This window comes from Rhodovulum sp. P5, from assembly GCF_002079305.1.
Taxonomy (GTDB): Bacteria; Pseudomonadota; Alphaproteobacteria; order Rhodobacterales; family Rhodobacteraceae; genus Rhodovulum.
This window is the reverse complement of sequence record NZ_CP015039.1, coordinates 1,900,425-1,922,147: the sequence shown is the minus strand read 5'-3', so window position 1 is coordinate 1,922,147 and position 21,723 is coordinate 1,900,425. Positions and strand designations below refer to the sequence as shown.

Below are 21,723 nucleotides of genomic sequence, written 5' to 3'. Positions count from 1 at the left end.
GCGTATGAAATTGGCCGAGCTGGTAGGCCGCATCTATCCGGACCGTGACCGCGATCATCTGGTCGGCGAAATCATCGGCGCTTTCTGGCCTGAAGGTTCCCATCCGCGAAAGCGCGCCCGCACGCCCTCGAACCGGTTGTGGTCGCCCCGAGACGCCATGGTCATCACCTATGGCAACACCTTCATCGATGGGCAGCACAAGCCGCTCGACCTTCTGAACGACTTCCTGCAACGCTTTCTCAAGGGCACTGTGTCGTCGGTGCATATCCTGCCCTTCTTTCCGTTCACCTCCGATGACGGGTTCGCGGTGACGGACTATCGGGCCGTCAACTCCAATCTCGGGGACTGGCCCGACATCAACCGGATTTCCGAGGAATTCCGCGTGATGTCGGATCTGGTGCTGAACCATGTGTCCAGCCAGTCGACCTGGTTCAATGAATACCGGCAGGGGCACGAACCCTATGACCGGTTCTTTTTCGAGGCCTCGCCCGACGACGACCTGTCCGCCGTGGTCCGCCCGCGTACCAACCCGCTGTTGCGAGAGGTCGAAACGGTCAACGGCCCCCGCCATGTCTGGTGCACCTTCAGCCACGATCAGGTGGACCTGGATTTCCGCAACCCCGAGGTGCTGCTGGAATTCCTGCGGATCATGCGCCTGCATGTCGAAAACGGCGTGCGGATCGTCCGGCTGGATGCGGTGGCCTTCATCTGGAAGGAAATCGGCACGCGGTCGATCCACATGCCCCAGACCCATGCCATCGTGCAGCTGATGCGCGTGTTGTGCGACTTCGCGGTGGAACCGATCATCCTGCTGACCGAAACCAACGTCCCGAATGTCGAGAACCTGTCCTATTTCGGCAACCGGAACGAGGCGCATGCGGTCTACAACTTCTCACTGCCGCCGCTGATCCTGCACGCCCTTCTGTCGGGCACCGCGCAATACCTGCACCGCTGGCAGGCCACCATGCCGCCCGCGCAACTGGGCTGTGCCTATCTCAACTTCACCGCCTCCCATGACGGGATCGGGATGCGCCCGGTCGAGGGGCTGCTGCCCGACGACCAGATCAGCGAGATCATCGCCGCGGTCCGCTCCTTCGGGGGCGAGGTGTCGATGCGCACGCTGAACGGCGGGGGCGAGGCGCCCTATGAACTGAACATCACCTATTTCGACGCGATGAAGGGCACCTTTGCGGGCGAAGACCAGTGGCAGCTTGAACGGTTTCTCTGTTCGCAAAGCATCGTGATGGCGCTGGAAGGTGTGCCGGCCTTTTATGTCCATTCGCTGCTGGGGACGCCCAACGATCATGCCGGGGTCGAAAAAACCGGCGTGAAGCGGGCGATCAACCGACACCGCTGGGATTATCCCACGCTTCTGGGCCGGCTGGACGATCCGGCCAGCGTGCAGGCGCAGGTTCTGCGCCACATGAAACGGCGCATTGCGATCCGCTGTCGCCAACCCGCCTTCCACCCCAATGCGACGCAATTCACCCTGCATCTGGATGAACGTCTGTTCGGGCTCTGGCGTCAAAGCCTTGATCGCGACCAGTCGATCTTCGCACTGCACAATGTCAGCGGCGAAGAACTGGCCGTATCCCCCCTGTCGATCAACCTGATCGGGGGCGAGGCATGGGTCGACCTGTTGTCGGGAGAGACGATTTCACCGACCGGCACCGACATCCCCTTTGCGCCCTATCAATGCCGCTGGATCAGCAACCGGGCCTATGCGGCGCGGCCCGTTCACGGGTCACGGACCCCGATCTAGCTCTTGCAGCGTCAGCGGGCAGGGCGCACCGCCGTAGAAGGTGTTTAGCACCCCTTTGAACACGCCGTTCCCGCCCGCCCGGTCGAACAATGTCGCCGAGGACCGCAGTTTCAGCGCATCGACGGGCCCCATGATCTCCTCGGCGGGTTTGTCCCCGTGGGCGATGACCGCTTCAGCACATTCCACAAGGCGCGGGCCAAGCGCGGGATCGGCCAGATAGGCGCGCGCCTCCGCCATGTCCGCGATGCCATAGAACTTCGCCGTCGCCGACCGGCCAAGCGCGGCCAGTTGCGGGAAGATATACCACATCCAGTGCGTGGCCTTTCGCCCCGCGCGGAGTTCGGCAAGCGCCGTGTCGTAACTGTCGGCTTGGGCGTCAAGGAAACGGGTCAGATCGGTCATACCGGGCATATAGGGAGATACGGCCGGCGCGGCGAGGGCGCGAGAGGTGGGGCGGTGCCGCCATTTTTTGTCGCAGATGGGACAATCGGGCCCTCCGAGCACTCCTGGCGTCACAAACGGGCCCGGTGTCGAAAAATGACAGGCTGCCGGACAGGCCGGGTCATTCGGGCTCAACCTCTTGAGTTTGAACGCGATACCGGTGTTTCCCCGTGCTGTTCGGCTGGCGTTGGCTGGTCGTTCGGCCGGTTTTGGCACGAAGTTTGCTTTCAATTGTCTGAGCAACCGGAGTGTTCCATGTCAGACGCCCTGAAGCAGACCGTCGCGGACGCCTTCAACGAACCGGCCTGCGCGACCAATCGTGCCAAATCCGCGAGCGAGCGCAAGAAAGGCTGTGCCAAGCCGCTGACCCCGGGTGCGGCGGCAGGTGGCTGCGCCTTCGATGGGGCAAAGATCACGCTGCAACCCATCGTCGATGTTGCCCACCTCGTCCACGCCCCACTCGCCTGCGAGGGCAACGCCTGGGACAACCGCGGATCCGCGTCTTCGGGGCCGATGATCTACAAGACCGGTTTCACCACGGACATGACCGAACTTGATATCGTCATGGGCCAAGGGGAGAAAAAGCTCTACCGCGCGATCAAGGAGATCGTCGAGAAACACCAGCCGCCCGCCGTCTTCGTCTATTCGACCTGCGTGACCTCGATGATCGGGGATGACATCAACGCCGTCTGCAAGGCCGCGACCGAGGCGTTCGGAACCCCCGCAATCCCGGTGGACGTGCCGGGCTATGCCGGGTCGAAGAACCTTGGCTGCAAGCTGGGTGGCGAGATGATGTTCCGCCACGTGATCGGCACGGTGGAGCCCAGCTATACCACCGATTACGACATCAACATCATGGGCGACTACAACCTGTCGGGCGAACTGTGGCAGGTGAAGCCGCTGCTCGACAAGCTTGGCATCCGCATCCTTGGCAGCCTCGCCGCCGATGCGCGCTACAAGCAGGTCGCGATGATGCACCGGGCCAAGATCAACATGCTGGTCTGCTCCCACGCGCTTCAGGGTCTTGCCCGGAAGATGGAGGAGAAATACGGCATCCCCTATTTCGAGGGGTCGTTCTACGGCATCTCCGATACCTCCGACTCCTTGCGCAAGATATGTTCGATGCTGATCGAGCGTGGCGCCGACCCGGAGCTGATGGACCGCTGCGAGGCGCTGATCGCCGAGGAAGAGGCCAAGGTCTGGGCCGATCTGGAACCCTATCGCCCCAAGGTTCAGGGCCGTCGCGTGCTGCTTTACACCGGCGGGCACAAAAGCTGGTCGGTCGTCTCTGCCCTGCAGGAACTGGGGATCGAGGTCGTCGGGACATCGGTGCGCAAGGCCACCGACAACGACAAGGCCAAGGTGATCGAGGTCATGGGCAACGCCAACCACATGTATGAAAACATGGCGCCCCGCGACATGTACAAGACGTTGAAGGAATCCGGCGCCGATATCCTGATGTCGGGTGCCCGCAGCCAGTTCGTCGGGTTGAAGGCCCGGACGCCCTGGATCGACGTCAATCAGGAAAAGCACGAACCCTATGCCGGTTACATGGGGATGGTGGACCTTGTCCGCGCCATCGACCGGTCGGTGAACAACCCGATGTGGGAAGACGTCCGCCGCCCCGCCCCGTGGGAAGAGGAACGTCCCTTCGCAGGCTATCGCCCGCGCGTGAAGGACCGTTGCCCGGTCTCGGGCTTCGCCAACGATCCCACCGATTTCGAGGATGACTGATCCATGGCCCGTCTGACCCGCCCCCGCCGCGCACTGTCCACCAACCCCTTGAAGTCGAGCGCGCCCCTTGGTGCCGCGATGGCCTATCTTGGGGTCGAGAAGACCGTGCCGTTGTTCCACGGCGCGCAGGGCTGCACCGCCTTCGCGATGGTCCATCTTGTCCGCCACTTCAAGGAAGCGATCCCGCTGCAGACCACGGCAATGACCGAGGTTTCGACGATCCTTGGCGGGGCCGAGCAGATCGAGGAGGCAATCGCCAACCTCAAGAAAAAGGCCAATCCGCGTCTCATCGGCATCGCCTCGACCGCGCTGACCGAAACCCGGGGCGAGGATATCCCGGGCGAGTTGAATGACATCATGTCGCGCCGCGGCGATCTGGGTGATCTGAAGGTCGTCTATGCCTCCACCCCCGATTTCGAGGGTGCGATGGAAGACGGCTGGGCCAAGGCGGTGACCGCGATCATCGACACGCTGGTGCCAGAGATCGACCCGCTGCACCGCGATGCGGATCTGCGGCAGGTGAACATCCTGCCCGCCAACTATCTGACCCCGGCCGAGGTTGAGGAAATCGTGCGCATGGTGCGCGCCTTCGGGCTGAAGCCCATCGTCCTGCCCGATCTCTCGTCCTCGCTCGACGGGCACCTGGCCGAGGACTGGTCGGGCCATTCGCTGGGCGGCACGAAAATCGACGATATCCCGGCGATGGCGAAATCCGCCGTGACCTTCGCCATCGGCGAAAGCATGGCGGGGTCTGCGCATCTTCTGGCCGACCGCGCGCATATGCCGATGCAGGTCTTCCCGTCGCTTACCGGGCTGCAGGCGGTCGACAATTTCGTCAGCGCCCTGATGAATGTGGCCGGCGTGGACGACGCGCCCCCCGCGATCAAGCGTGACCGCGCGCGCCTGCAGGATGCCATGCTGGATGCCCATTTCCAGATCGGTGGGCTGCAATACGCCATCGCCGCCGATCCCGATCTGGTCTACGCGCTGTCGTCCGCGCTGGCCGGCATCGGCGCCGAGGCGGTTTGCGCCGTGACCACCTCTGCCGCGAATCCGATCCTCGACCTGATCCCGTGCGAAGAGATCATCCTCGGCGATCTGGGCGATCTGGAGGACGGCGCGCGCGCCAACGGTGCCACGATCCTGATCAGCCATGCCCATGCGCGGCACGCGGCACAGGCCCTTGACCTGCCGCTGATCCGCGCAGGCTTTCCCATCAACGACCGGCTGGGCGCGCAGGATATCTGCCGCACCGGCTATCGCGGCACGCGGGCCTTCCTGTTCGAGGTGGCCAACGCCGTGCTGTCCCGCCCGCATGTGGCCCGGCCGGAAGATTTCGGCGCCGCGCCCATTGACCCGGAGTTCGACCATGACCGCCCGCAGACTACGCCTCATTGAGCCGGAGAACGATATGACCGACAGCGAAACCCCGCTGAAAATCGCCATCGCCACCAACGATATGGAGCATCTCGACGCCCATTTCGGTTCGGCTAAGAAATTCGTCGTCTACGAGGTGACCACCACCACCACCCGGATGATCGAGGTGCTGGAATTCGGCGATGTGACCGCGCAAAGCGGCGAGCATAACTCGCAGGACGACCGCATCACCCCCAAGGTCGAGGCGCTGACCGGTTGCGCGCTGCTCTTCGTGCTCGCCATCGGCGGCCCGTCGGCGGCCAAGGTCGTGCGCGCGGGCATCCACCCGATCAAGCGCAAGGACCCCGAGCCGATCAGCGCGGTGCTGGAGCAGACCCAGACCATGCTTTCCGGTTCCCCGCCGCCGTTCCTGCGCAAGGTGCTGGGGCGTCCGAAGTCCGATTTCGCCGATGACTATGCCGAGGATATGAGCGAATGAGCGAACAAGCCGAAACCCTGCCCCGCGGCGGCGAGATGCCGACCAGCGACTTCATCAAGCAGCTTGTCGCCGTGATCCGCGCCGAAGACAGCTATGGCAGCTGGGACGGCAAGTCCGACGCCGAGCTTCTGGAAGAGTTCATCGTCACCAAGGAAGAGCGCCGGGACATGCCGATCATCGGCGACCCCGATCCCGACATCCTGTGGCGGGTGGAGAAGTTCTACGAGGCCGTCGCCCTGCTTCTCGAAAAGCGCACCGGCGCGCGGGCCGCGCAGATGTCGAAGATCCACCATGAAGGCTTTGGCCGCATCGTGCTGTTGTCGGGTCGTCTTGTCGTGTTGTCGAAACATGTGCGCGACATCCACCGCTACGGGTTCGAGACCTACGCCAAGCTGGCCGAAGCGGGAGAGACCGCCACGCAGGACGCCGCCGACATGGTGGCCCGTTTCCCCGACGCCGCCAACGCCTGATCCGGCCTGACCATAACGAACCGAGGAAGAAACCATGAGCCTTGAAGAGCTTGAGACGCGCGTGAAGAAACTGTCGATGCGCTCCACCAATGCCAAGATGAACCTGCACGACCTTGCCGAGGAACTGCCGACCGATTGGGAGAAGATCCCCGAAGTCGCCGCCGAAACCTTCGAGGTGTTCAAGGAATTGACCGCCGCCCGCAAGGAACTGAAAGCCGCCAAGAAAGCCGCGGCAGAGGCCTGACCCCTAGGAGACCGAACATGCCTATCACTGCTACGACCCGCGGCGGCACCGAATATGTCCCCGAATTCCTTGTCGAGATCGACATGGAGAAATGCATCGGCTGCGGCCGCTGCTACAAGGTCTGCGCCCGCGACGTGCTGGACCTGAAGGGCGTCACCGACGAGGACGAGATCGTCGATGTCGATGACGAGGAATACGAGGACGACATCGAGCGCAAGATCATGGTCGTCTCCGATGCCGATGACTGCATCGGCTGCGGCGCCTGCGCCCGCGTCTGCCCGTCGAACTGCCAGACCCACGCGCCGGCCGAGGCGGCCTGACACCGACGACCGGATCTGACCAGTACATGCCGCGCCGGGGACCCGTCCCCGGCGTTGCTGATTCCGTGGATGCCCGCCTAGGGACGGCATTGGCGACGGCGGGCAAATGACGGTGCCGCCGTTCCAATTCCCGTCGGTTTGCGGCCCCGGTGGTATCGTGTGTGTCGGAATGTCGCGGATTTTGTCGCCCTGTCACCTGTCGGAAATCCGCCAATCAGGCGCCAGACAAACCCGACAAACTTCGTGCCAACTTTGTTAAGCATTTGAAAACGCTGGTCCGACAGACTTGGCACGCTTCATGCTTTGACTCCATGCCAAAGGGAAACGCGACCGACAGGAGAGCCCGCATGATCCAGATCACCGAAGCTGCACGTGACGCCATGGCCACCGCGATCGAGGGGGCCGGACAACCCATCGCCGGATTGCGCCTGATGGTTCAGGCGGGCGGCTGCGCCGGCCTGCAATACGCCATGGCGCTGGAACTCAGCCGCGAGGACGACGATGCCATCGTCGAGGCCGAGGGCGTGACCGTCCTGATCGACCCCGACAGCCAGGGCTATCTTCTGGGCACCACCATCGACTTCGTGAACGGGCTGGAAGGGTCGGGCTTCGTGTTCGACAACCCCAATGCCCAAGGGGGCTGTGGCTGTGGCAAGTCCTTCTGCTGAGGAGGGCAAGATGCTCGATTATTCCGACGTCCTGACCGACCATTTCCTGAACCCCCGCAACCGCGGCGTCCTGGACGATGTCAATGCGCTGGGCGAGGCGGGATCGGTGCGCACCGGCGACGCGTTGCGCCTGATGCTGAAGATCGAACGGGGCGTGATCGCTGCCGCCCGGTTCGAAAGCACCGGCAGCGGCCCCGATATCGCCGCGGCCTCGGCCCTGACGGAACTGTTGATCGGCAAAAGCACGGCAGAGGCGCGTGCGCTGAGTTATGACGATGTCGTGGCTGCCCTTGGCGGCCTGCCCGAGGAAGACCGCAGCTCTGCCGAGAACGGATTGGCAGCACTGGCCGCGGCGCTGAAGGACCACGCCCAGCCGCCCGCCTTCCGCGCGGCCAAGGGCCCGCGGGTCGAGCAACCGCTGTCGATTGCGCCGCTTCAGCCCTCCACCCCGGTCAAGGGGCCGGCCAAGGCCTTGTCGCCGGAAGAGGAAACCGCCGCGGTGGAGGACGTTCTGGCCGAGATGCGCCCGCGCTTCCGTGCCGATGGCGGGGACGTGCATCTGGTCGACATCGTCGGCCCCCGGGTGCGCGTTGATCTGAAAGGCGCCTGTTCGGGGTGCCAGCTTGCCGGGCTGACGCTCGGCGGCCTGCAAAAACGTCTGGCCGAGGTTCTTGGCCGTACCGTGCTTGTCGTCCCCGCCCCCGCCCGATCATAAGGACTGCCACAATGACTGCCCCCGTATCCCATGACGAGTTCCAGACCCCCGATGCGCCGCTGATCTGCGACACCACCCTTCGTGACGGCGAGCAGGCGGCGGGTGTCGCCTTCTCGGCCGAGGAAAAGGCGGGGATCGCGCAGGCGCTGGATGCGGCGGGGGTGGCCGAAATCGAACTGGGTGTGCCCGCCATGGGCATGGTGGAGGTCGCCGCGATCCGCGAGGCGGGGTCGCGCCTGACCCGGGCGCGCGGGGTGGCCTGGTGCCGCCTTCGGGAAAGCGATCTGGAGATGGCTGCCCTGACGGGGCTGACCCGGCTGCACTTGACCGTTCCGGCCTCCGACAGGCAACTGGCGGGCAAGCTGGGCCAGACCCGCGACTGGGCGCTTGCGGAACTTTCGCGCCTTGCGGGGCTGGCCACCAAGGCCGGGTTCGACGTGTCCGTCGGGGCCGAGGATGCCTCCCGCGCCGATCTGGCGTTCCTGATGCAGATCGGCGAAACCGCGGCAGAGGCGGGGGCTCAACGCCTGCGCCTTGCCGACACCCTGGGCCTGATGGACCCGTTCGATGCCCATACGCTGGTATCGCTGGTCGGGCAGGGGCCCTTGCCGCTGGAATTCCACGCCCATGACGATCTGGGCCTCGCCACGGCGAACACGCTGGCGGCGGTGCGCGGGGGCGCGACGCATCTGTCGGTCACCGTGAACGGTCTGGGCGAACGCGCCGGCAATGCGGCGCTGGAACAGGTCGTGGCGGCCCTTGCGGTGCAGGGGCGGCCGACCTCGGTCGCGCTCGACCGGTTGTGCGACCTGTCCCGGCTTGTCGCCACGGCGGCGGGCCGCCCGGTGTCCGCCACGCGGCCCATCGTCGGCGCCCATGCCTTCAGCCATGAATCCGGCATCCATGTCGACGGTCTGATGAAAGACCCCGGCACCTATGAGGCGCAGGCGCTGAGCCCCGCCCGCTTTGGCCGGGCGCGCGAGATCGTGGTCGGCAAGCATTCCGGCCTTGCCGGCCTGACCCGGGCGCTGGCCGAGGCCGGCCTGCCCTCCGATATCGAAACCGCGCGTAACGTCCTTCCGCTGTTGCGCGAGTGGGCCACGCAGGAAAAACGCGCGGCAACCGCCGCCGATCTTGTTCTCATCACCGCCCGGGCCGAGGCGCTGTCGCAAGGCGCCGAGACCTCCGAAACCAAAGAACGGAGCCTGACATGACCAGCCCCGACACGAAGTCCGACGTCCTTGACCGGTTGCAGTCCCTCTCCTCGGCCGAGGACATGTTCGTCTTTCTCGACCTGCCGTTCGACGAGGCGGTGCTGAACCGGTCCCGCCTGCACATGATGAAGCGGATGGGAGACTACCTCGATAAGGCCGATCTTGACGGGCTGGACGAGGACGCGGTGTTCGCCGAGGCGCGCAAAGCGCTGGCCCAGGCCCATGCGGATTTCGAAAACTCCTCCCCGCGCGAGCAGAAGGCGCTGAAAATCTATACGCAATCGCGCGGAAACATGGTGCCAATGGCGGGAATCCAACCTATCCCCAAGTGATCGAATGACCGATCCGGGAAAGGTGGGACGACGTGCGAACAGACGACCTGGAAACGGGCGATGGTGACGACTTGAAGACATTGGCGAGGATATGCCCCGCGGGGTGCTATACCCTGCGTGCGGATGGCAGTGTCGACGTCGATACCGCCGGCTGCATGCAATGCGGGGCCTGTCCGGCCTCTGGCCTTCGCGACCGGCGGCCAACGCCGGGGGGCTATGGCCTGCTTTTCCGGGTCGGTTAGGACCTTGGGGGCAGGGGCCGGCATTTCGGTGCCGTTGCCAGCGTTCACCGAAACCGATCCGGGCTGCGACAACGGCCTCAACCTGTGGTAGGGTAGCACGATGGAGATGATGCTCGCGCCACGCCAGACCCAAGGTCTGGCCATGACGGCGAAGATGCAGGCGGCCTTGCGCATCCTGCAGATGAACAATCTCGACCTGACCGCCTATCTTGCGACCGAGGCGCAGGAAAACCCCTGCCTGGACGTCAAGCTGCCCGACGATGCGCCGCCGCTGCCCACCGGCGTTGCCGGCGGCGCACGGGAAAGCGATTTCGACGCCGTCGCGGCACTGGCCGCCGACAAGCCCAGCCTTTACGTCCATGTCGCCGACCAGATCGACATCGCCTTCAAGTCGCCCACGCTGCAACGCACCGCCCTTGCCTTTGCCGAGGTGCTGGAGCCGACCGGCTGGATGATCACCCCGCTGGAAACCGTCGCGGCGACCGCGCGGGTTCCGGTTTCCGTGGCAGAGGCCGTTCTGGCCCGCCTGCAAGGGTTCGAGCCCGCCGGTCTGTTCGCGCGCAACCTGGCCGAATGCCTGAAGTTGCAGGCGCAGGAAAAGGACCTGCTGACATGGGAATTGTCGGTGATCCTCGACAACCTGTCGATGGTTGCGGAGGGGCGCATCGCGGAACTGGCCGATCTGTGTGATGGCACGCCCCAGGATGTGCGCAACGCGCTGGTCGCGATCCGTGGGTTCGACCCCAAGCCGGGCATTGCCTTTTCCGCGTCCGAGACGCCGATCATGCCGCCCGATTTGCGCGTGTTCCGCCGTGGCGATGACTGGGTGGTGGAGTTGAACCGCTCCAACCTGCCCGAGATCCGGATCACCGAGGCGCCCGATACCGGCAACGACGCCGCGGCGCGGGCCTATATCAACCGCGCCCGGTCCAAGGCGCGCTGGCTGTCCCGCGCGGTGGAAAAGCGACAATCCACGCTGCTGGCGGCGGCGGGCTGTCTCGTGCGGCGGCAGGTGGCTTATCTGGAACAGGGCACACGGCATCTTAGACCCCTGACCACCGAGGATCTGGCCGAAGAACTCAGCCTGCATCCCTCCACCATCAGCCGCACGGTCGCGCACCGGATGATCGAAACGCCGCGGGGCACCGTGCCCTTGCGCGCCTTTTTCAGCCGGGCCTTCACACCCGGCACCGGCGATGCGGGGCCGTCGCAGGATGCGTTGATCGCCCTTGTCGGCGATATTGTGGCTGGTGAAGACGCTTCTCGTCCGCTCAGCGACTCTGCGATTGCGAAGCTGGCCAAGGAAAAGGGCACGCCGCTGGCCCGGCGCACGGTCGCCAAGTATCGCGATATCCTCGGGATTCCTGCCTCTTACGAACGTCGCCGCACCGCCGCCTGATGGGCGCGGGGCCGAAAGGAAACGCCCCGGGACAAGCCCGGGGCGTGTGCTGTCGTTGTCGGTCGGTCGTCTACTCTGCGGCCGATGTTTCGGCGACGGGCTTTGTTTCAGGCTGCCCCAGAACATCCCGGAACCGCTGCATCATCGCCTTGGTTTCGGGGGCCATCTCGTCCTCGGCGCCCACGACATAGATCACCATGTCCAGCGCCTTCTTGCGGTCGGTCGGCGTGCGCAGAAGCATGGAGAGCGTGTCAAAGGCCTCGTCCGGGGCGAAATGGGCGATGACCGTCTGCGAATGGATCATCGCGACCCGCTGATCCACGGTCAGGTCTTTCAGCGGGGCCTTTTCATGCAGCGTCTCCAGCGACCGGGCCAGCCGGTCGGCGCGGACATCGCCGCGCGTGCCGGCCAGCAGGATCAGCATCCGGATCAGGCCCTCGGCCAATCCGCCTTCGCCCATGCGGTTGAGGTGCATCTTCACCTCGGGCGACTGGGACAGAAGCCCAGGATCCTTGCGCGTGCGTTCATGGTTGCGCTTGGCGCCATAAAGCATCGGCAAGGGCGACAGGTAGAAGCCCAGGAAGCCCAGTTCCATCATCGCCTCGCGCATGTCGCGCATGTTGTTCCAGGCGGTTTCAATCACCTCGCCCCACAGCAGTTCCGCCTGGCGGAACGGGTTCGACTTGTCGGCCGGGGTCCGGTTCTCACGCGCCTGTTCGGCGGCCAGGGCGACGGGCTTCATCGCCGGGTTGGAGCTGGCAAAGATCTCGCGCGTCACCCGCATCGGGTTGGTCTTGCGCTGCATCTCGCCCAGTTCGCGCGTCGCCGACTTGACGAGGAAGGGACGCAGCGTGGCGTCATAGACCTCTGCCAGCGCTTCGGAGCCACGCGCGACGGCCGCAAAGGCGGCTTCCTCGGCCCGACCGCCGGTGGCCTCGACAATGTCGCTGAACTTGCGCCGGGCGATGGACAGCTTGAAGTGCTTCTGGTCGCCCTCGCCCTTGGTGTCCTCGATCATGATTTCGTACAGGCCCGGCGCCAGCGCCTCGATATTGGCCAGCGTCTCGGCCATCTGGCTGTGCTCGCGGTTGGCGATGGAGGACGACACGAAGATGCCCAGATGCCCGACCTCTTCATGCAGCATGTAGAGAATCCGCTGGCCGCGGATCTCGATCTCCTGCTCGCTGGCATAGGTGTCGACGATCCAGTTCAGGGCTTGGCCCGGCGGCGTGATGTTGTCGCCGTGAGAGGCAAAACAGATCACCGGCGCCTTGATGCGTTTCAGGTCGATCGGGCGGCCCGGTTCGATCTGCGCCATGTTCTTGGACAGCTTGTTGCCGACGAACAGGTTCTCGACGATCCAGGTGATTTCCTCGGTCGTCATCAGGTAGAAGCCGCCCCACCATTTCTCGAAGTCGAGGAAGCGGGGCACGCCCCGGTCGATGTTCTGGTAGAGGTCGAAGTAGTTCTTGAACCATGTGCGGCCGGGGTTCAGCCCCTCGAAATTCATCACGAGGTTCGCGCCGTCGAAAATGCCGCCGCCCAGATCGCCCGCGATCATCGCGGGCACGACGCCGCCGGACAGGCCACCGGAATAGCGCATCGGGTCCTGCCCGACCTTGCCCGACCAGTAGGACATCGGCGCGCCGTTCAGCACGATGGGCCCCGTCAGATCGGGGTTGGTGGCCGCAAGGATCGCCGTCGCCCAGCCGCCCTGGCAGTTGCCGATCACGACGGGTTTGGGCGCATCGGGATGCAGGCGTTCGATTTCACGCAGGAAGGCGGCCTCGGCCTCGGTCACCATGGCCAGCGTCTGGTGCGGCTCCGGCATCTGGTGGAAGGCCACGAAATAGACCGGATGCCCGCCGGCCAGCGCGACCCCCACCTGGCTTTCACGCTTGAAGCCGCCAATCCCGGCGCCGTGACCGGCCCGCGGGTCGATGATGACATAGGGACGTTTGCTCTCGTCCACCGTCACGCCTTCGGGCGGCAGAATGCGCAGCAGGAAATAGTTGCACGGCCGGGGCAGGTCGGCGCCGTCCATCACCAGTTCGCTGTCATAGACCAGCACCGGCTTGGCGCCATAATCCTTGTTGTGGTCGACCAGCATGTCGGCCCGCGCGCGCAGGGCATCGGCGAACAGAACCGCGCGCTGGCTGGCGTCCTTGGCGTAGTCGCTCCACGCCTGTGCGACCGCCTGCGGCGAACTGAGCGAGCCGAAGCTTTCGGCCAGTCCCGTCGCGCGATCGGTCATCGCATCGCTGCGCTCTTTCATCGTCGCTTGTGCGCGTTCGACGTGGCGCGTCGCGGCGGTACGGAAGATCTCGGAATTCTTGTTCAACGAGTCGAGCGTTTCGGTCGGGTCGGGAATGGTCGTGGAATTGGCCATTGCTGTAGTCCTTCCTCTTGTCAGCCGACGATGTGATAACCGCCGTCGATATGGTGCACGCTGCCGGTGACGTTCCAGGCTTCCTGGCTGGCAAGGAAGGCGGCATAGGCCCCGACATCGTCGATGGTGGCAAGGTGATGGGTCGGCGCGCGTTCGGCCGCGGCATTCAAGAGGTCATCGAAATGACCGATGCCAGAGGCCGCGCGCGTCTTCAGTGGCCCGGGCGACAGGGCGTGCACGGAAATGCCCTTGGGCCCCAGTTCGGCGGCCATGTATTTCGTGACCGATTCAAGGGCCGCCTTCACCGGGCCCATGACGTTGTAGTTCTCGACCACCTTCTCGGCGCCGTAGAAGCTGACGGTCATGCAGGTGCCGCCATGGGGCATCAGCGCCTCCGCCCGGTTGATCATGCGCACGAAGGAATGAACGGAGATGTCCATCGCCAGCTTGAACCCCTCGCGCGAGGTGTCGACGACGCGGCCATGCAGGTCGTCCCGCGGGCAGAAGGCGATGGAGTGGACCAGAGTATCAAGCCGGCCCCACTCGGCCTTGATCTTGTCGAACAGCGCATCAAGCTGCGCGTCCTCGGTCACGTCGAGCGGTTCGATGAGTGCGGCGTCGAGTTCTTCGGCCAGCGGGCGCACGTATTTCTCGGCCTTGTCGTTGAGATAGGTGATCGCAAGCTCGGCCCCCTGCGCCTTGAGCGCGCGGGCGATGCCCCACGCAATCGACTGGTCGTTGGCCACCCCAACGACAAGCGCCTTTTTCCCTTCAAGCGAGAACATCAAGTCTACTCCTTGCAATGACCTCTGCCCCGTGGTTGCGGGCACCCGTTGGAGAGGGCGGCCGGAGCCCCAAAGCGCAGGTTTCAATCTTCACCGCCTGAATAGAGCGGGACCAAGTCACTTTTATTACATCGCTGCACTGCAGCATCAAGCGCTGCATCTTTTGGCAGTGCCGACCCCGAAGCGCACAGAAGCGTTGCGATGGATTGGGGCCGGGAATGTGCGAAAGGGTTGGGAAAGCCTTTGCCAGTGCCGGTGCAGTCTGGCTTACTTGGGTCAGCAGACAAGGTGCCGGGGCCGCACAAGACGCAGATACCCGGCGCAAGCAAGGAGCGACATGATGACGAACTGGTTTCTTTGGCTGATCATCGGCCTACTCATTCTGGCGGGCGGGGTGGCCGCCTTTTTCAACCCCTTTGCGGCGTCCCTGACCGTCGAACAACTCATCGCCTGGGTCTTCATCCTTGGCGGTACCCTGCAGCTTTTCGGCTCGACCCGTGAGAAGAGCATGGCGGCCTATGTGTGGGAGCTTTTGCTCTCTGTCGCGTTCGTGCTGCTGGGCATCGCGCTCCTGCTCAACCCGCTTGAGGGCATCGTTTCGCTGACGCTGGTGCTGGCTGTGCTGCTCTTGGCAAGCGGTGCGGCCAAGATGTGGCTGGGCCTGTCGGCTTGGGGCAAGCGCGTGTTCTGGCCCATCGTTATGTCGGGGGGCGTGTCGGTCGTGCTGGCGGGGATGATCCTTTTCGCCTTCCCCAACTCTATCGAGGTGGTGCTTGGCGTCCTGCTGTCGATCGAGCTTGTGGTGACGGGGCTTGTGCTGATCCTTGCGTCGATGTTCGTGCGCTATGTCTCGGACGAGGACTACTTCGACTAGAAATCACTGCGCCACGGCGCGCCGTTCGGGGCGTGCCGTGGGGGCGCACTAAAAGGGGCAGGGCCGGTGCCTATCCGGCGCGGTTCACCTCGACCAGGCGGGCCATTTCGGACAGGGCCTCTGTCGCGTCCTTGGCCCAGCCGTCGACCGGAAGGCTGCGCACCCGCCAGGGGGAGGTGGCCACGAAAGACCCCGCCAGAAGAAACGGTGTTTGCGGTGCCGCGGCCCGCAGGTCCGGCAGCAGATCGGCAAGGGCGGCGCAGGTTCGCGCGCTGCCGACCGAAAGCCCCAGCAGCGGGTAGGCATTGTTGGCAATCTCGTCCAGCAGCACCTGCCGGTCCTCGCCAAGGGACAGATCGACGGCCCAGCCCCGTTCGCGGCAGGCATCGGCCGCGATGATTACGCCCAGGGTGTGGGTCTCTCCAGGCATCGTCGCGAACAGGGCGCGACGGCCGGCATGGGGCGTGCGTCCTTCGCCGGGCGCGCGCAACACCCGCATCAGTCGTTGCAGGCGACCGACCGCTTGACCGACCTGGATGAACGACACCTCGTCGCGTTCCCACATCTCGCCCAGTCGTCGCGCGGCTTCGGGCAGGTGGCCCAGCATCAGGGTCGACCGGCCGATGCCGGCGGCCAGCAGATCCTCGATCGCCGTCTGCCCGGCCATGGCGCCCGGTTCCAGCAGGGCCGCGCACAGGCGCGCGACCTCTTTCGGGGCTGGGCGTGGTATCCTTCCGGCGCGGGTCGAGGGTGTCGTTGCCACCCGCAAGAGCGCTTCGCTTGCGACGCGGCGGAGCGTCGATTCTGGCAGCGGACGGCATGGCAAGGACGCATGCGCGCCCGATGCGTCGCCCGGCAGACGCGATTGTTCAGATGGCATTGCCACCCTCCCCTAGGTTCCCGTTGTTGCCGCTTCTCTGTTCGGGCGGCGTTTGCGGAACTCATTTCCGATATGTCGATTATCGGCCTTGATCCATGTCAATGCAACCGTCGGGTGATGGCGCGTTGGCACCCTTTCGCCTGTAATGCCCAATCGGCAGGCGCCATGCCTCAGGACTCGTCGCGGACCATATCGGGAACGCCAAGACGCTCGATCAGGCGGTTGGTTTCTCGCTGGACCAGCGCGAGATTGCTGTCGCGTACCGTGGGCAGCATCGCGCGCGCCTTGCGGGTGTCGGCATAGTCCAGCCGGGCGGTGATCAACTCCTCATGTCCGCCCGCCTGGGCCAGCACACGGCCATAGGCATCAAGGATGCGCGACCCGCCCCAGAAGGTCAGGTCCCCCTCTCGCCCCACGCGGTTCACCATGATCACGGGTGCCCCATACATCATCGCGTAGAACTGGATTGTCGTGGCCCATGACCGCGGATTGTCGAAATCGTCGCCCACCGCCTCTCGCCCGCTGGAAATCGGTGCGCACAGATAGGTTGCCCCGTGCAGAAAGGAGAGATGCGCCAGCGCCGGGTTGTAAAGATCGGCGCAGATCAACAGGCCCATGATCCAGTCATCGTCGCGGCGGTGCGTGTCGACGAAACGGCCATGGGCATAGTACTTGGTTTCGATCAGACGGCCATAGGACGGCAGGTTGATCTTGCGATGGATATAGCAAAGCCGCCCGGCCCGCAGCACGGCCGCCGCATTGTAGAACTGCGCGCCCGTCGCTTCCTCGACGAAGCCCACGACGATCTCCATCTCGCCGGCCTCTTGGCTGAGGGCTGTCAGGCGGTCATCGCCGCGCGGCATGCAGACGTCCAGCAGACGCTCTGCCCCGTAATGGCCGACAAGGGACAGTTCGGGGAAGATCAGCACATCGACACCCGCGCTGCGCGCGCGGGCGATCATCTCGCGATGCTTGTCGAGATTGGCGTCGATGTCACCGGTGGCGGAGTGGATTTGCGCCGCGCCGACTGTCAGGAAACGGGGCATCAGGGGCCTTTCCGTTCGTCCGATACCGGACATGCAATGGCGGGCATTGGGTGTCCTCCTGCCCCTTCCTAGCGCAAGGGCAGGAGGTGAAAAAGCCTAGGTCGCCACCGGGTCGGCCCCGGTCGTGCGCAACCGGCCGGCAATCAGGCTGCTGATGGCCAGCATCGCCGCAGCGGTGCCAAGGCAAAGCGCCACGCCGCCCAACTGATAGGTCAGGCCAGACAGCACCGTGCCCAGCAGCCGCCCACCGGCATTGGCCATGTAGTAAAAACCCACATCCATCGTCACCCGCTCATCCCTGGTGAAGGCAAGGATCAGGTAGGAATGGAGCGCGGAGTTGACCGCGAAGAGCCCGCCGAAAACCAGAAGCCCGACGACCAACGCGGCGGTCAGCCACATTGCCGGGGCGCCGGCCGCCCAGACCAGCAGGGCAAGGACCGCAGGCACCGCGGCCAGAGCGCCGGCCCAGACACGGGCGCCCGCCACCAACTCCCCTTGGGTCTTGCGCGCCGCGCCCAGCAGGCGGGGGGCGCTGGCCTGCACCGCACCATAAAGGATGATCCATACCGCCATGAAGGTGCCGATCATGAAGAACGCCGCGCGGTTGCCCGCCTCGCTGCCGTCCGACAGCACAGCGTAAAAGTAGATCGGGATGCCGACCACGAACCACACGTCGCGCGCCCCGAACAGGAACACCCGCGCGGCCGACAGCCAGTTGATATCGGGGTTCTTCGAAAAGACCTCCCGGAACTTGGCGTCCTTTCGGCCCGCAGGCAGGCCCGGCGGCATCCGCCACAGCACCGTGGCCAGAATGACCGCCAGCACCGTGGCCATGCCCAGCACCGCCGGCACGAAACCGAACAGCGCCAACAAAGCCGCGCCCAGCAGGAAGCCCACGCCCTTGACCGCGTTTTTCGACCCCGTCAGCACCGCGACCCAGCGGAACAGCCCGTCCGAGGATTTCGGCGCCAAGAGCTTCACCGCGCTTTTCGAACTCATCTTGGCCAGATCCTTGGCCACGCCGGACGCCCCCTGAACCGCCATGACATAGGCAACAGACGCCCCGATGGCCCAGCCGGGGTCAAGGAAGGCCAGTGCGATCAAGGCCGCGACTTGCAGGCCCAACCCGGCAAACAGGGTGGAGGTCAGCCCGAACCGCGCCGCGATCCAGCCCGCGGACAGGTTCGTCACCATTCCGGCGATTTCATACAGGACGAACAGATAGGCCAGTTGCACCGGGCTGAAGCCCAGCGTGTGGAAATGCAAGAGCACCAGCATGCGCAGGGCGCCGTCGGTCAGCATGAACGCCCAATAGGCCGCCGTGACCGCGATATAGGCGGACAGTCCGTCGGACCGGTTCACAGGCTCTCCCCCACCATGAAGGCCACGTCGACCAGCCGGTTGGCATAGCCCCATTCATTGTCATACCACGCATAGATTTTCACCTGCGTGCCGTCCACGACCATGGTGGACGGCCCGTCGACGATGGAAGACCGCGCATCGTTGACATAGTCCGACGACACCAGCGGCCGCTCCTCGAAGCCGAGGATGCCCTGCAACTCGGTCTCGGAGGCGGTCTTGAGCAGGCTGTTCACTTCGGCCGCCGTCGTCTCCCGTTCCACCTCGAACACGCAGTCGGTGAGCGAAGCATTCAGCAGCGGCACCCGAACCGCGTGGCCGTTCAGCTTACCCTTCAGGTCGGGGTAGATCAGCGTGATTGCCGTGGCCGACCCGGTGGTCGTCGGGATCAGGGAATTGAGCGCCGACCGCGCCCGGCGCAGGTCTTTCGTGGGGCGGTCCACGATGGTTTGCGTGTTGGTGACGTCATGGATCGTGGTGATGACCCCGTGGCGGATGCCAAGGCTTTCGTGGATCACCTTGACCACCGGGGCAAGGCAGTTGGTGGTGCAGCTTGCGGCGGTGACGATCCGGTGGCGGTCCGCGTCATAGATGCCGTGATTGACGCCATAGACGATATTCGCCGCGTCCCCGTCCTTGACCGGGGCAGAGACGACGACCTTTTTCACACCGGCCTCGAAATAGGGGGCGATCTTGGCCTCGGTCTTGAAGACGCCGGTGCAGTCGATGACCACATCGACATCGTCAAGCGGCAGGTCTTCGACCCTCGCATGACTTGTCACCGGCAGGCGCGTGCCGTTGATGGTGATCGACGTGTCGTCATGGCCAAAACTGGCGGGCCAGCGCCCATGCACGGTATCGAATTCCAGCAGATGCGCATGCATCTCCGGATCGCCCGTCTTGTCGTTGACAAAGGCGATGTCGGCGCCCCGCTCCAAGAGGGGGCGCAGCGCGAGTTTTCCGATCCGGCCAAGGCCGTTCAGGGCATAGCGGGTCATGCGGTCTCCATGTCGTCGGCGATGTGATCCACGGCCGATTGCAGGCCGACGCGATCCAGCGTTGCAAGGGGCAGGGCGGCAAAGGCGGTGATGCGGTTCTTCAACTGGCCATAGGCGTGTTGAAAGGCGAGGCGTTTTTCGGCCTCTGTCCCTTCGGCTTTGACCGGGTCGGGCACGCCCCAGTGGCCGGTGATCGGCTGGCCTTCCCAGGGCGGGCATTCCTCGTTCGCGGCCTGATCGCAGACCGTGAACACGAAATCGAGCCGGGGCGCATCGGGCCCGCGGAACGCGTTCACGTTCTTGGCGCGCAGGCCCGAGACGTCATAGCCCTTGTCCTTCAGCGTTTCGATGGCGATCGGGTTCAACTCCGAATAGGGCTTCGTGCCCGCGGAATATACGGTGAACCTGTCGCCGGCGATGCCGCGCAGGATCGACTCCGCAAAGATCGAGCGGGCGGAGTTTCCGGTGCAGATGAACAGCACATTGTACTTTTCGATCGGCATTTCTTGGGTCTCCTTTTCGGAAAGGGGCAGGGGCGGCGCACAGAGTTGCGGCCGTGCGCGGCAACAATCGGCAAACAGAAAGTCGATCAACGCCTCGGCCCGGTCCATGCGCGCGCGGTAAAGCCGTGCCGTGCCCTCCCGCTGCTGCGCGACGAGCCCGGCATTTTGCAGCGCCGACAGGTACATCGACAGCGTGCTGGGTTTCAGCGACAGCGCGGCGGCAAGATCGCCGGCCCGCACCGCCTGCGGATAGCGGCGCATCAACAGCCGGAACACGGCCATCCGGCCGGCATGCCCGAGCGTGGCGAGCGAGGCGATGTATTCTTTTTCCATATTTCACAAACTACCGAAACATGCCGCTTGGCGCAATCCCTATTTCACGAAAGCCCGAAATAGGCATGGCCCTCTGCCTGCAGCTCTGGCCCAATCGTCATTGGACGCCGGACTCCGGCCCGCTATGGTCCGCACAAGAGATTTTCAGGGAAAGGCATGGCATGAGCGGTCTGTTGGCGCTGCTGGACGATGTCGCGGCGATTGCGAAGGTCGCGGCGGCCTCGGTCGACGATGTGATGGGGCAGGCGGTCAAGGCCTCGTCCAAGGCGGCGGGCGCGGTGATCGACGATGCGGCCGTCACGCCGAAATACGTCCACGGCTTTTCGGCCAACCGGGAACTGCCCATCGTCTGGAAGATCGCGCGCGGGTCGCTTTTCAACAAGCTGGTGCTGCTGTTGCCGGTGGCCTTGCTGCTGTCGGTGTTTGCGCCTTGGGCGATCTCACCGCTTCTGATGCTGGGGGGCGCCTATCTGTGTTTCGAGGGGGCAGAGAAGGTCTGGCACGCGCTGAACCCCGCCGATCATTCCGCCGAAGAACTCTACAAGGAAAAGCTTTCGGCCACGCATCTGGAGCAGAAAAAGGTCAAGGGCGCCATCAAGACCGATTTCATCCTGTCGGCCGAGATCATGACGATCATCCTGTCGGCCATCCCGGGCGAGCTTTCGCTCTGGACGACGGCCGTGGTTCTGGCGGCGGCGGGGGTGCTGATCACGGTCGGCGTCTACGGAGCGGTGGGCCTGATCGTGAAGGCCGACGATGCGGGGCTGGCCATGGCGCAGCGGGGGCGGCTTGCGGCGACGCGGGCGCTGGGCAGGGCCATCGTGCGCAACATGCCGGGCTTCATGACGCTTCTGGTTCTGGTGGGGACGGCCGCGATGATCTGGGTCGGCGGCTCGATCATCGTGCACGGGCTGCACGATCTGGGCTGGCACTGGCCCTATGACAGCATTCACCACGTCGCCGAAGGGGCCGCGCACGCGGCGCCGGCCACCCTGTCGGGCAGCGTGGGGTGGGTCGTGACCGCCGCCCTTGACGGCGTGATCGGTCTGCTGCTGGGGTTTGTCCTGATCCCGGTGGTGGTCTACGGCATCACGCCGCTCGCCCGTCTTTTCAACCGGGGGGGATGACCTGGGGGCCGGGAAGACCCGGGCCTTGTGTCC

23 protein-coding genes are annotated in these 21,723 nt (G+C 64.7%); 15 read left to right on the top strand and 8 right to left on the bottom strand.

Going from position 1 to position 21,723, the window contains the following annotated elements; genetic code table 11:
* Positions 1–4: 4 nt before the first annotated feature.
* On the top strand, positions 5–1,762 hold the full coding sequence (locus RGUI_RS09320) for a sugar phosphorylase (protein ID WP_371587378.1): 1,758 nt from the start codon (positions 5–7) through the stop codon (positions 1,760–1,762).
* On the opposite strand, the gene RGUI_RS09315 is transcribed toward RGUI_RS09320, so the two are convergent.
* Positions 1,745–2,164 carry a DUF1810 domain-containing protein gene (locus RGUI_RS09315; RefSeq protein WP_081532801.1) on the bottom strand — a complete coding sequence of 140 codons (420 nt, stop codon included), beginning with the start codon at positions 2,162–2,164 and terminating at the stop codon, positions 1,745–1,747. The genes RGUI_RS09320 and RGUI_RS09315 overlap by 18 nt on opposite strands.
* Before the next feature lie 294 nt (positions 2,165–2,458).
* On the opposite strand from RGUI_RS09315, the gene nifE reads away from it, so the two are divergent.
* The 12 genes from nifE to rpoN all read left to right on the top strand — a co-directional run bounded on the left by nifE (position 2,459) and on the right by rpoN (position 11,396).
* The gene (gene nifE, locus RGUI_RS09310) at positions 2,459–3,937 is read left to right on the top strand and encodes a nitrogenase iron-molybdenum cofactor biosynthesis protein NifE (protein WP_081532800.1); all 1,479 of its coding nucleotides are present in this window, start codon (positions 2,459–2,461) and stop codon (positions 3,935–3,937) included.
* A 3-nt stretch (positions 3,938–3,940) separates the two neighbouring features.
* On the top strand, positions 3,941–5,335 hold the full coding sequence (gene nifN / locus RGUI_RS09305) for a nitrogenase iron-molybdenum cofactor biosynthesis protein NifN (RefSeq protein ID WP_081532799.1): 1,395 nt from the start codon (positions 3,941–3,943) through the stop codon (positions 5,333–5,335).
* 13 nt (positions 5,336–5,348) lie between these two features.
* Positions 5,349–5,792, top strand: coding sequence for a nitrogen fixation protein NifX (gene nifX / locus RGUI_RS09300; RefSeq protein WP_081532798.1), 444 nt, complete (start codon positions 5,349–5,351; stop codon positions 5,790–5,792).
* Positions 5,789–6,262, top strand: coding sequence for a NifX-associated nitrogen fixation protein (locus RGUI_RS09295; protein ID WP_081532797.1), 474 nt, complete (start codon positions 5,789–5,791; stop codon positions 6,260–6,262). The genes nifX and RGUI_RS09295 overlap by 4 nt, the downstream gene beginning before the upstream one ends.
* Positions 6,263–6,296: 34 nt before the next feature.
* Complete coding sequence (locus RGUI_RS09290) at positions 6,297–6,506, top strand: CCE_0567 family metalloprotein (RefSeq protein WP_081532796.1); 210 nt, start codon at positions 6,297–6,299, stop codon at positions 6,504–6,506.
* A 17-nt stretch (positions 6,507–6,523) separates the two neighbouring features.
* Entirely contained in the window at positions 6,524–6,826 is a 303-nt protein-coding gene (fdxB, locus tag RGUI_RS09285; RefSeq protein ID WP_081532795.1) for a ferredoxin III, nif-specific, read from the top strand.
* 347 nt (positions 6,827–7,173) lie between these two features.
* Positions 7,174–7,494 (top strand): iron-sulfur cluster assembly accessory protein, encoded by a 321-nt coding sequence (locus tag RGUI_RS09280; RefSeq protein ID WP_081532794.1) that lies wholly within the window; start codon positions 7,174–7,176, stop codon positions 7,492–7,494.
* Positions 7,495–7,504: 10 nt separating this feature from the next.
* A complete protein-coding gene (locus tag RGUI_RS09275) occupies positions 7,505–8,209 on the top strand; it encodes an iron-sulfur cluster assembly scaffold protein (RefSeq protein WP_081532793.1) in 705 nt (234 codons plus the stop codon).
* A gap of 11 nt (positions 8,210–8,220) precedes the next feature.
* Entirely contained in the window at positions 8,221–9,423 is a 1,203-nt protein-coding gene (nifV, locus tag RGUI_RS09270) for a homocitrate synthase (protein ID WP_081532792.1), read from the top strand.
* A complete protein-coding gene (gene nifW, locus RGUI_RS09265; protein WP_081532791.1) occupies positions 9,420–9,755 on the top strand; it encodes a nitrogenase-stabilizing/protective protein NifW in 336 nt (111 codons plus the stop codon). The genes nifV and nifW overlap by 4 nt, the downstream gene beginning before the upstream one ends.
* Positions 9,756–9,787: 32 nt before the next feature.
* A complete protein-coding gene (locus RGUI_RS21195; protein WP_156882927.1) occupies positions 9,788–9,997 on the top strand; it encodes a hypothetical protein in 210 nt (69 codons plus the stop codon).
* Positions 9,998–10,097: 100 nt separating this feature from the next.
* A complete protein-coding gene (gene rpoN, locus RGUI_RS09260; protein WP_081532790.1) occupies positions 10,098–11,396 on the top strand; it encodes an RNA polymerase factor sigma-54 in 1,299 nt (432 codons plus the stop codon).
* Positions 11,397–11,466: 70 nt separating this feature from the next.
* Here rpoN and RGUI_RS09255 read toward each other — a convergent pair whose 3' ends face one another.
* The gene (locus tag RGUI_RS09255; RefSeq protein ID WP_081532789.1) at positions 11,467–13,785 is read right to left on the bottom strand and encodes a DUF3141 domain-containing protein; all 2,319 of its coding nucleotides are present in this window, start codon (positions 13,783–13,785) and stop codon (positions 11,467–11,469) included.
* Positions 13,786–13,805: 20 nt separating this feature from the next.
* Positions 13,806–14,570, bottom strand: a complete 765-nt coding sequence (gene fabI, locus RGUI_RS09250) for an enoyl-ACP reductase FabI (protein ID WP_081532788.1) — start codon at positions 14,568–14,570, stop codon at positions 13,806–13,808.
* A gap of 340 nt (positions 14,571–14,910) precedes the next feature.
* Here fabI and RGUI_RS21710 point away from each other — a divergent pair, with 340 nt between their 5' ends.
* Entirely contained in the window at positions 14,911–15,444 is a 534-nt protein-coding gene (locus RGUI_RS21710; RefSeq protein ID WP_172841115.1) for an HdeD family acid-resistance protein, read from the top strand.
* Between the two features lie 70 nt (positions 15,445–15,514).
* Here RGUI_RS21710 and RGUI_RS09240 read toward each other — a convergent pair whose 3' ends face one another.
* The 5 genes from RGUI_RS09240 to RGUI_RS09220 all read right to left on the bottom strand — a co-directional run bounded on the left by RGUI_RS09240 (position 15,515) and on the right by RGUI_RS09220 (position 20,563).
* Positions 15,515–16,324, bottom strand: a complete 810-nt coding sequence (locus RGUI_RS09240) for a B12-binding domain-containing protein (RefSeq protein ID WP_081532787.1) — start codon at positions 16,322–16,324, stop codon at positions 15,515–15,517.
* A 170-nt stretch (positions 16,325–16,494) separates the two neighbouring features.
* Positions 16,495–17,370: a nitrilase-related carbon-nitrogen hydrolase gene (locus tag RGUI_RS09235; RefSeq protein WP_081532786.1), complete on the bottom strand. Its 876-nt coding sequence runs from the start codon at positions 17,368–17,370 to the stop codon at positions 16,495–16,497.
* A 96-nt stretch (positions 17,371–17,466) separates the two neighbouring features.
* Complete coding sequence (gene arsJ / locus RGUI_RS09230) at positions 17,467–18,732, bottom strand: organoarsenical effux MFS transporter ArsJ (RefSeq protein ID WP_081532785.1); 1,266 nt, start codon at positions 18,730–18,732, stop codon at positions 17,467–17,469.
* Positions 18,729–19,727: an ArsJ-associated glyceraldehyde-3-phosphate dehydrogenase gene (locus RGUI_RS09225; protein ID WP_081532784.1), complete on the bottom strand. Its 999-nt coding sequence runs from the start codon at positions 19,725–19,727 to the stop codon at positions 18,729–18,731. Before RGUI_RS09225 ends, arsJ begins: the two co-directional genes overlap by 4 nt.
* Positions 19,724–20,563: an ArsR family transcriptional regulator gene (locus tag RGUI_RS09220; RefSeq protein ID WP_081532783.1), complete on the bottom strand. Its 840-nt coding sequence runs from the start codon at positions 20,561–20,563 to the stop codon at positions 19,724–19,726. Before RGUI_RS09220 ends, RGUI_RS09225 begins: the two co-directional genes overlap by 4 nt.
* 161 nt (positions 20,564–20,724) lie before the next feature.
* On the opposite strand from RGUI_RS09220, the gene RGUI_RS09215 reads away from it, so the two are divergent.
* On the top strand, positions 20,725–21,690 hold the full coding sequence (locus tag RGUI_RS09215) for a DUF808 domain-containing protein (RefSeq protein WP_081532782.1): 966 nt from the start codon (positions 20,725–20,727) through the stop codon (positions 21,688–21,690).
* Positions 21,691–21,723 lie beyond the last annotated feature (33 nt).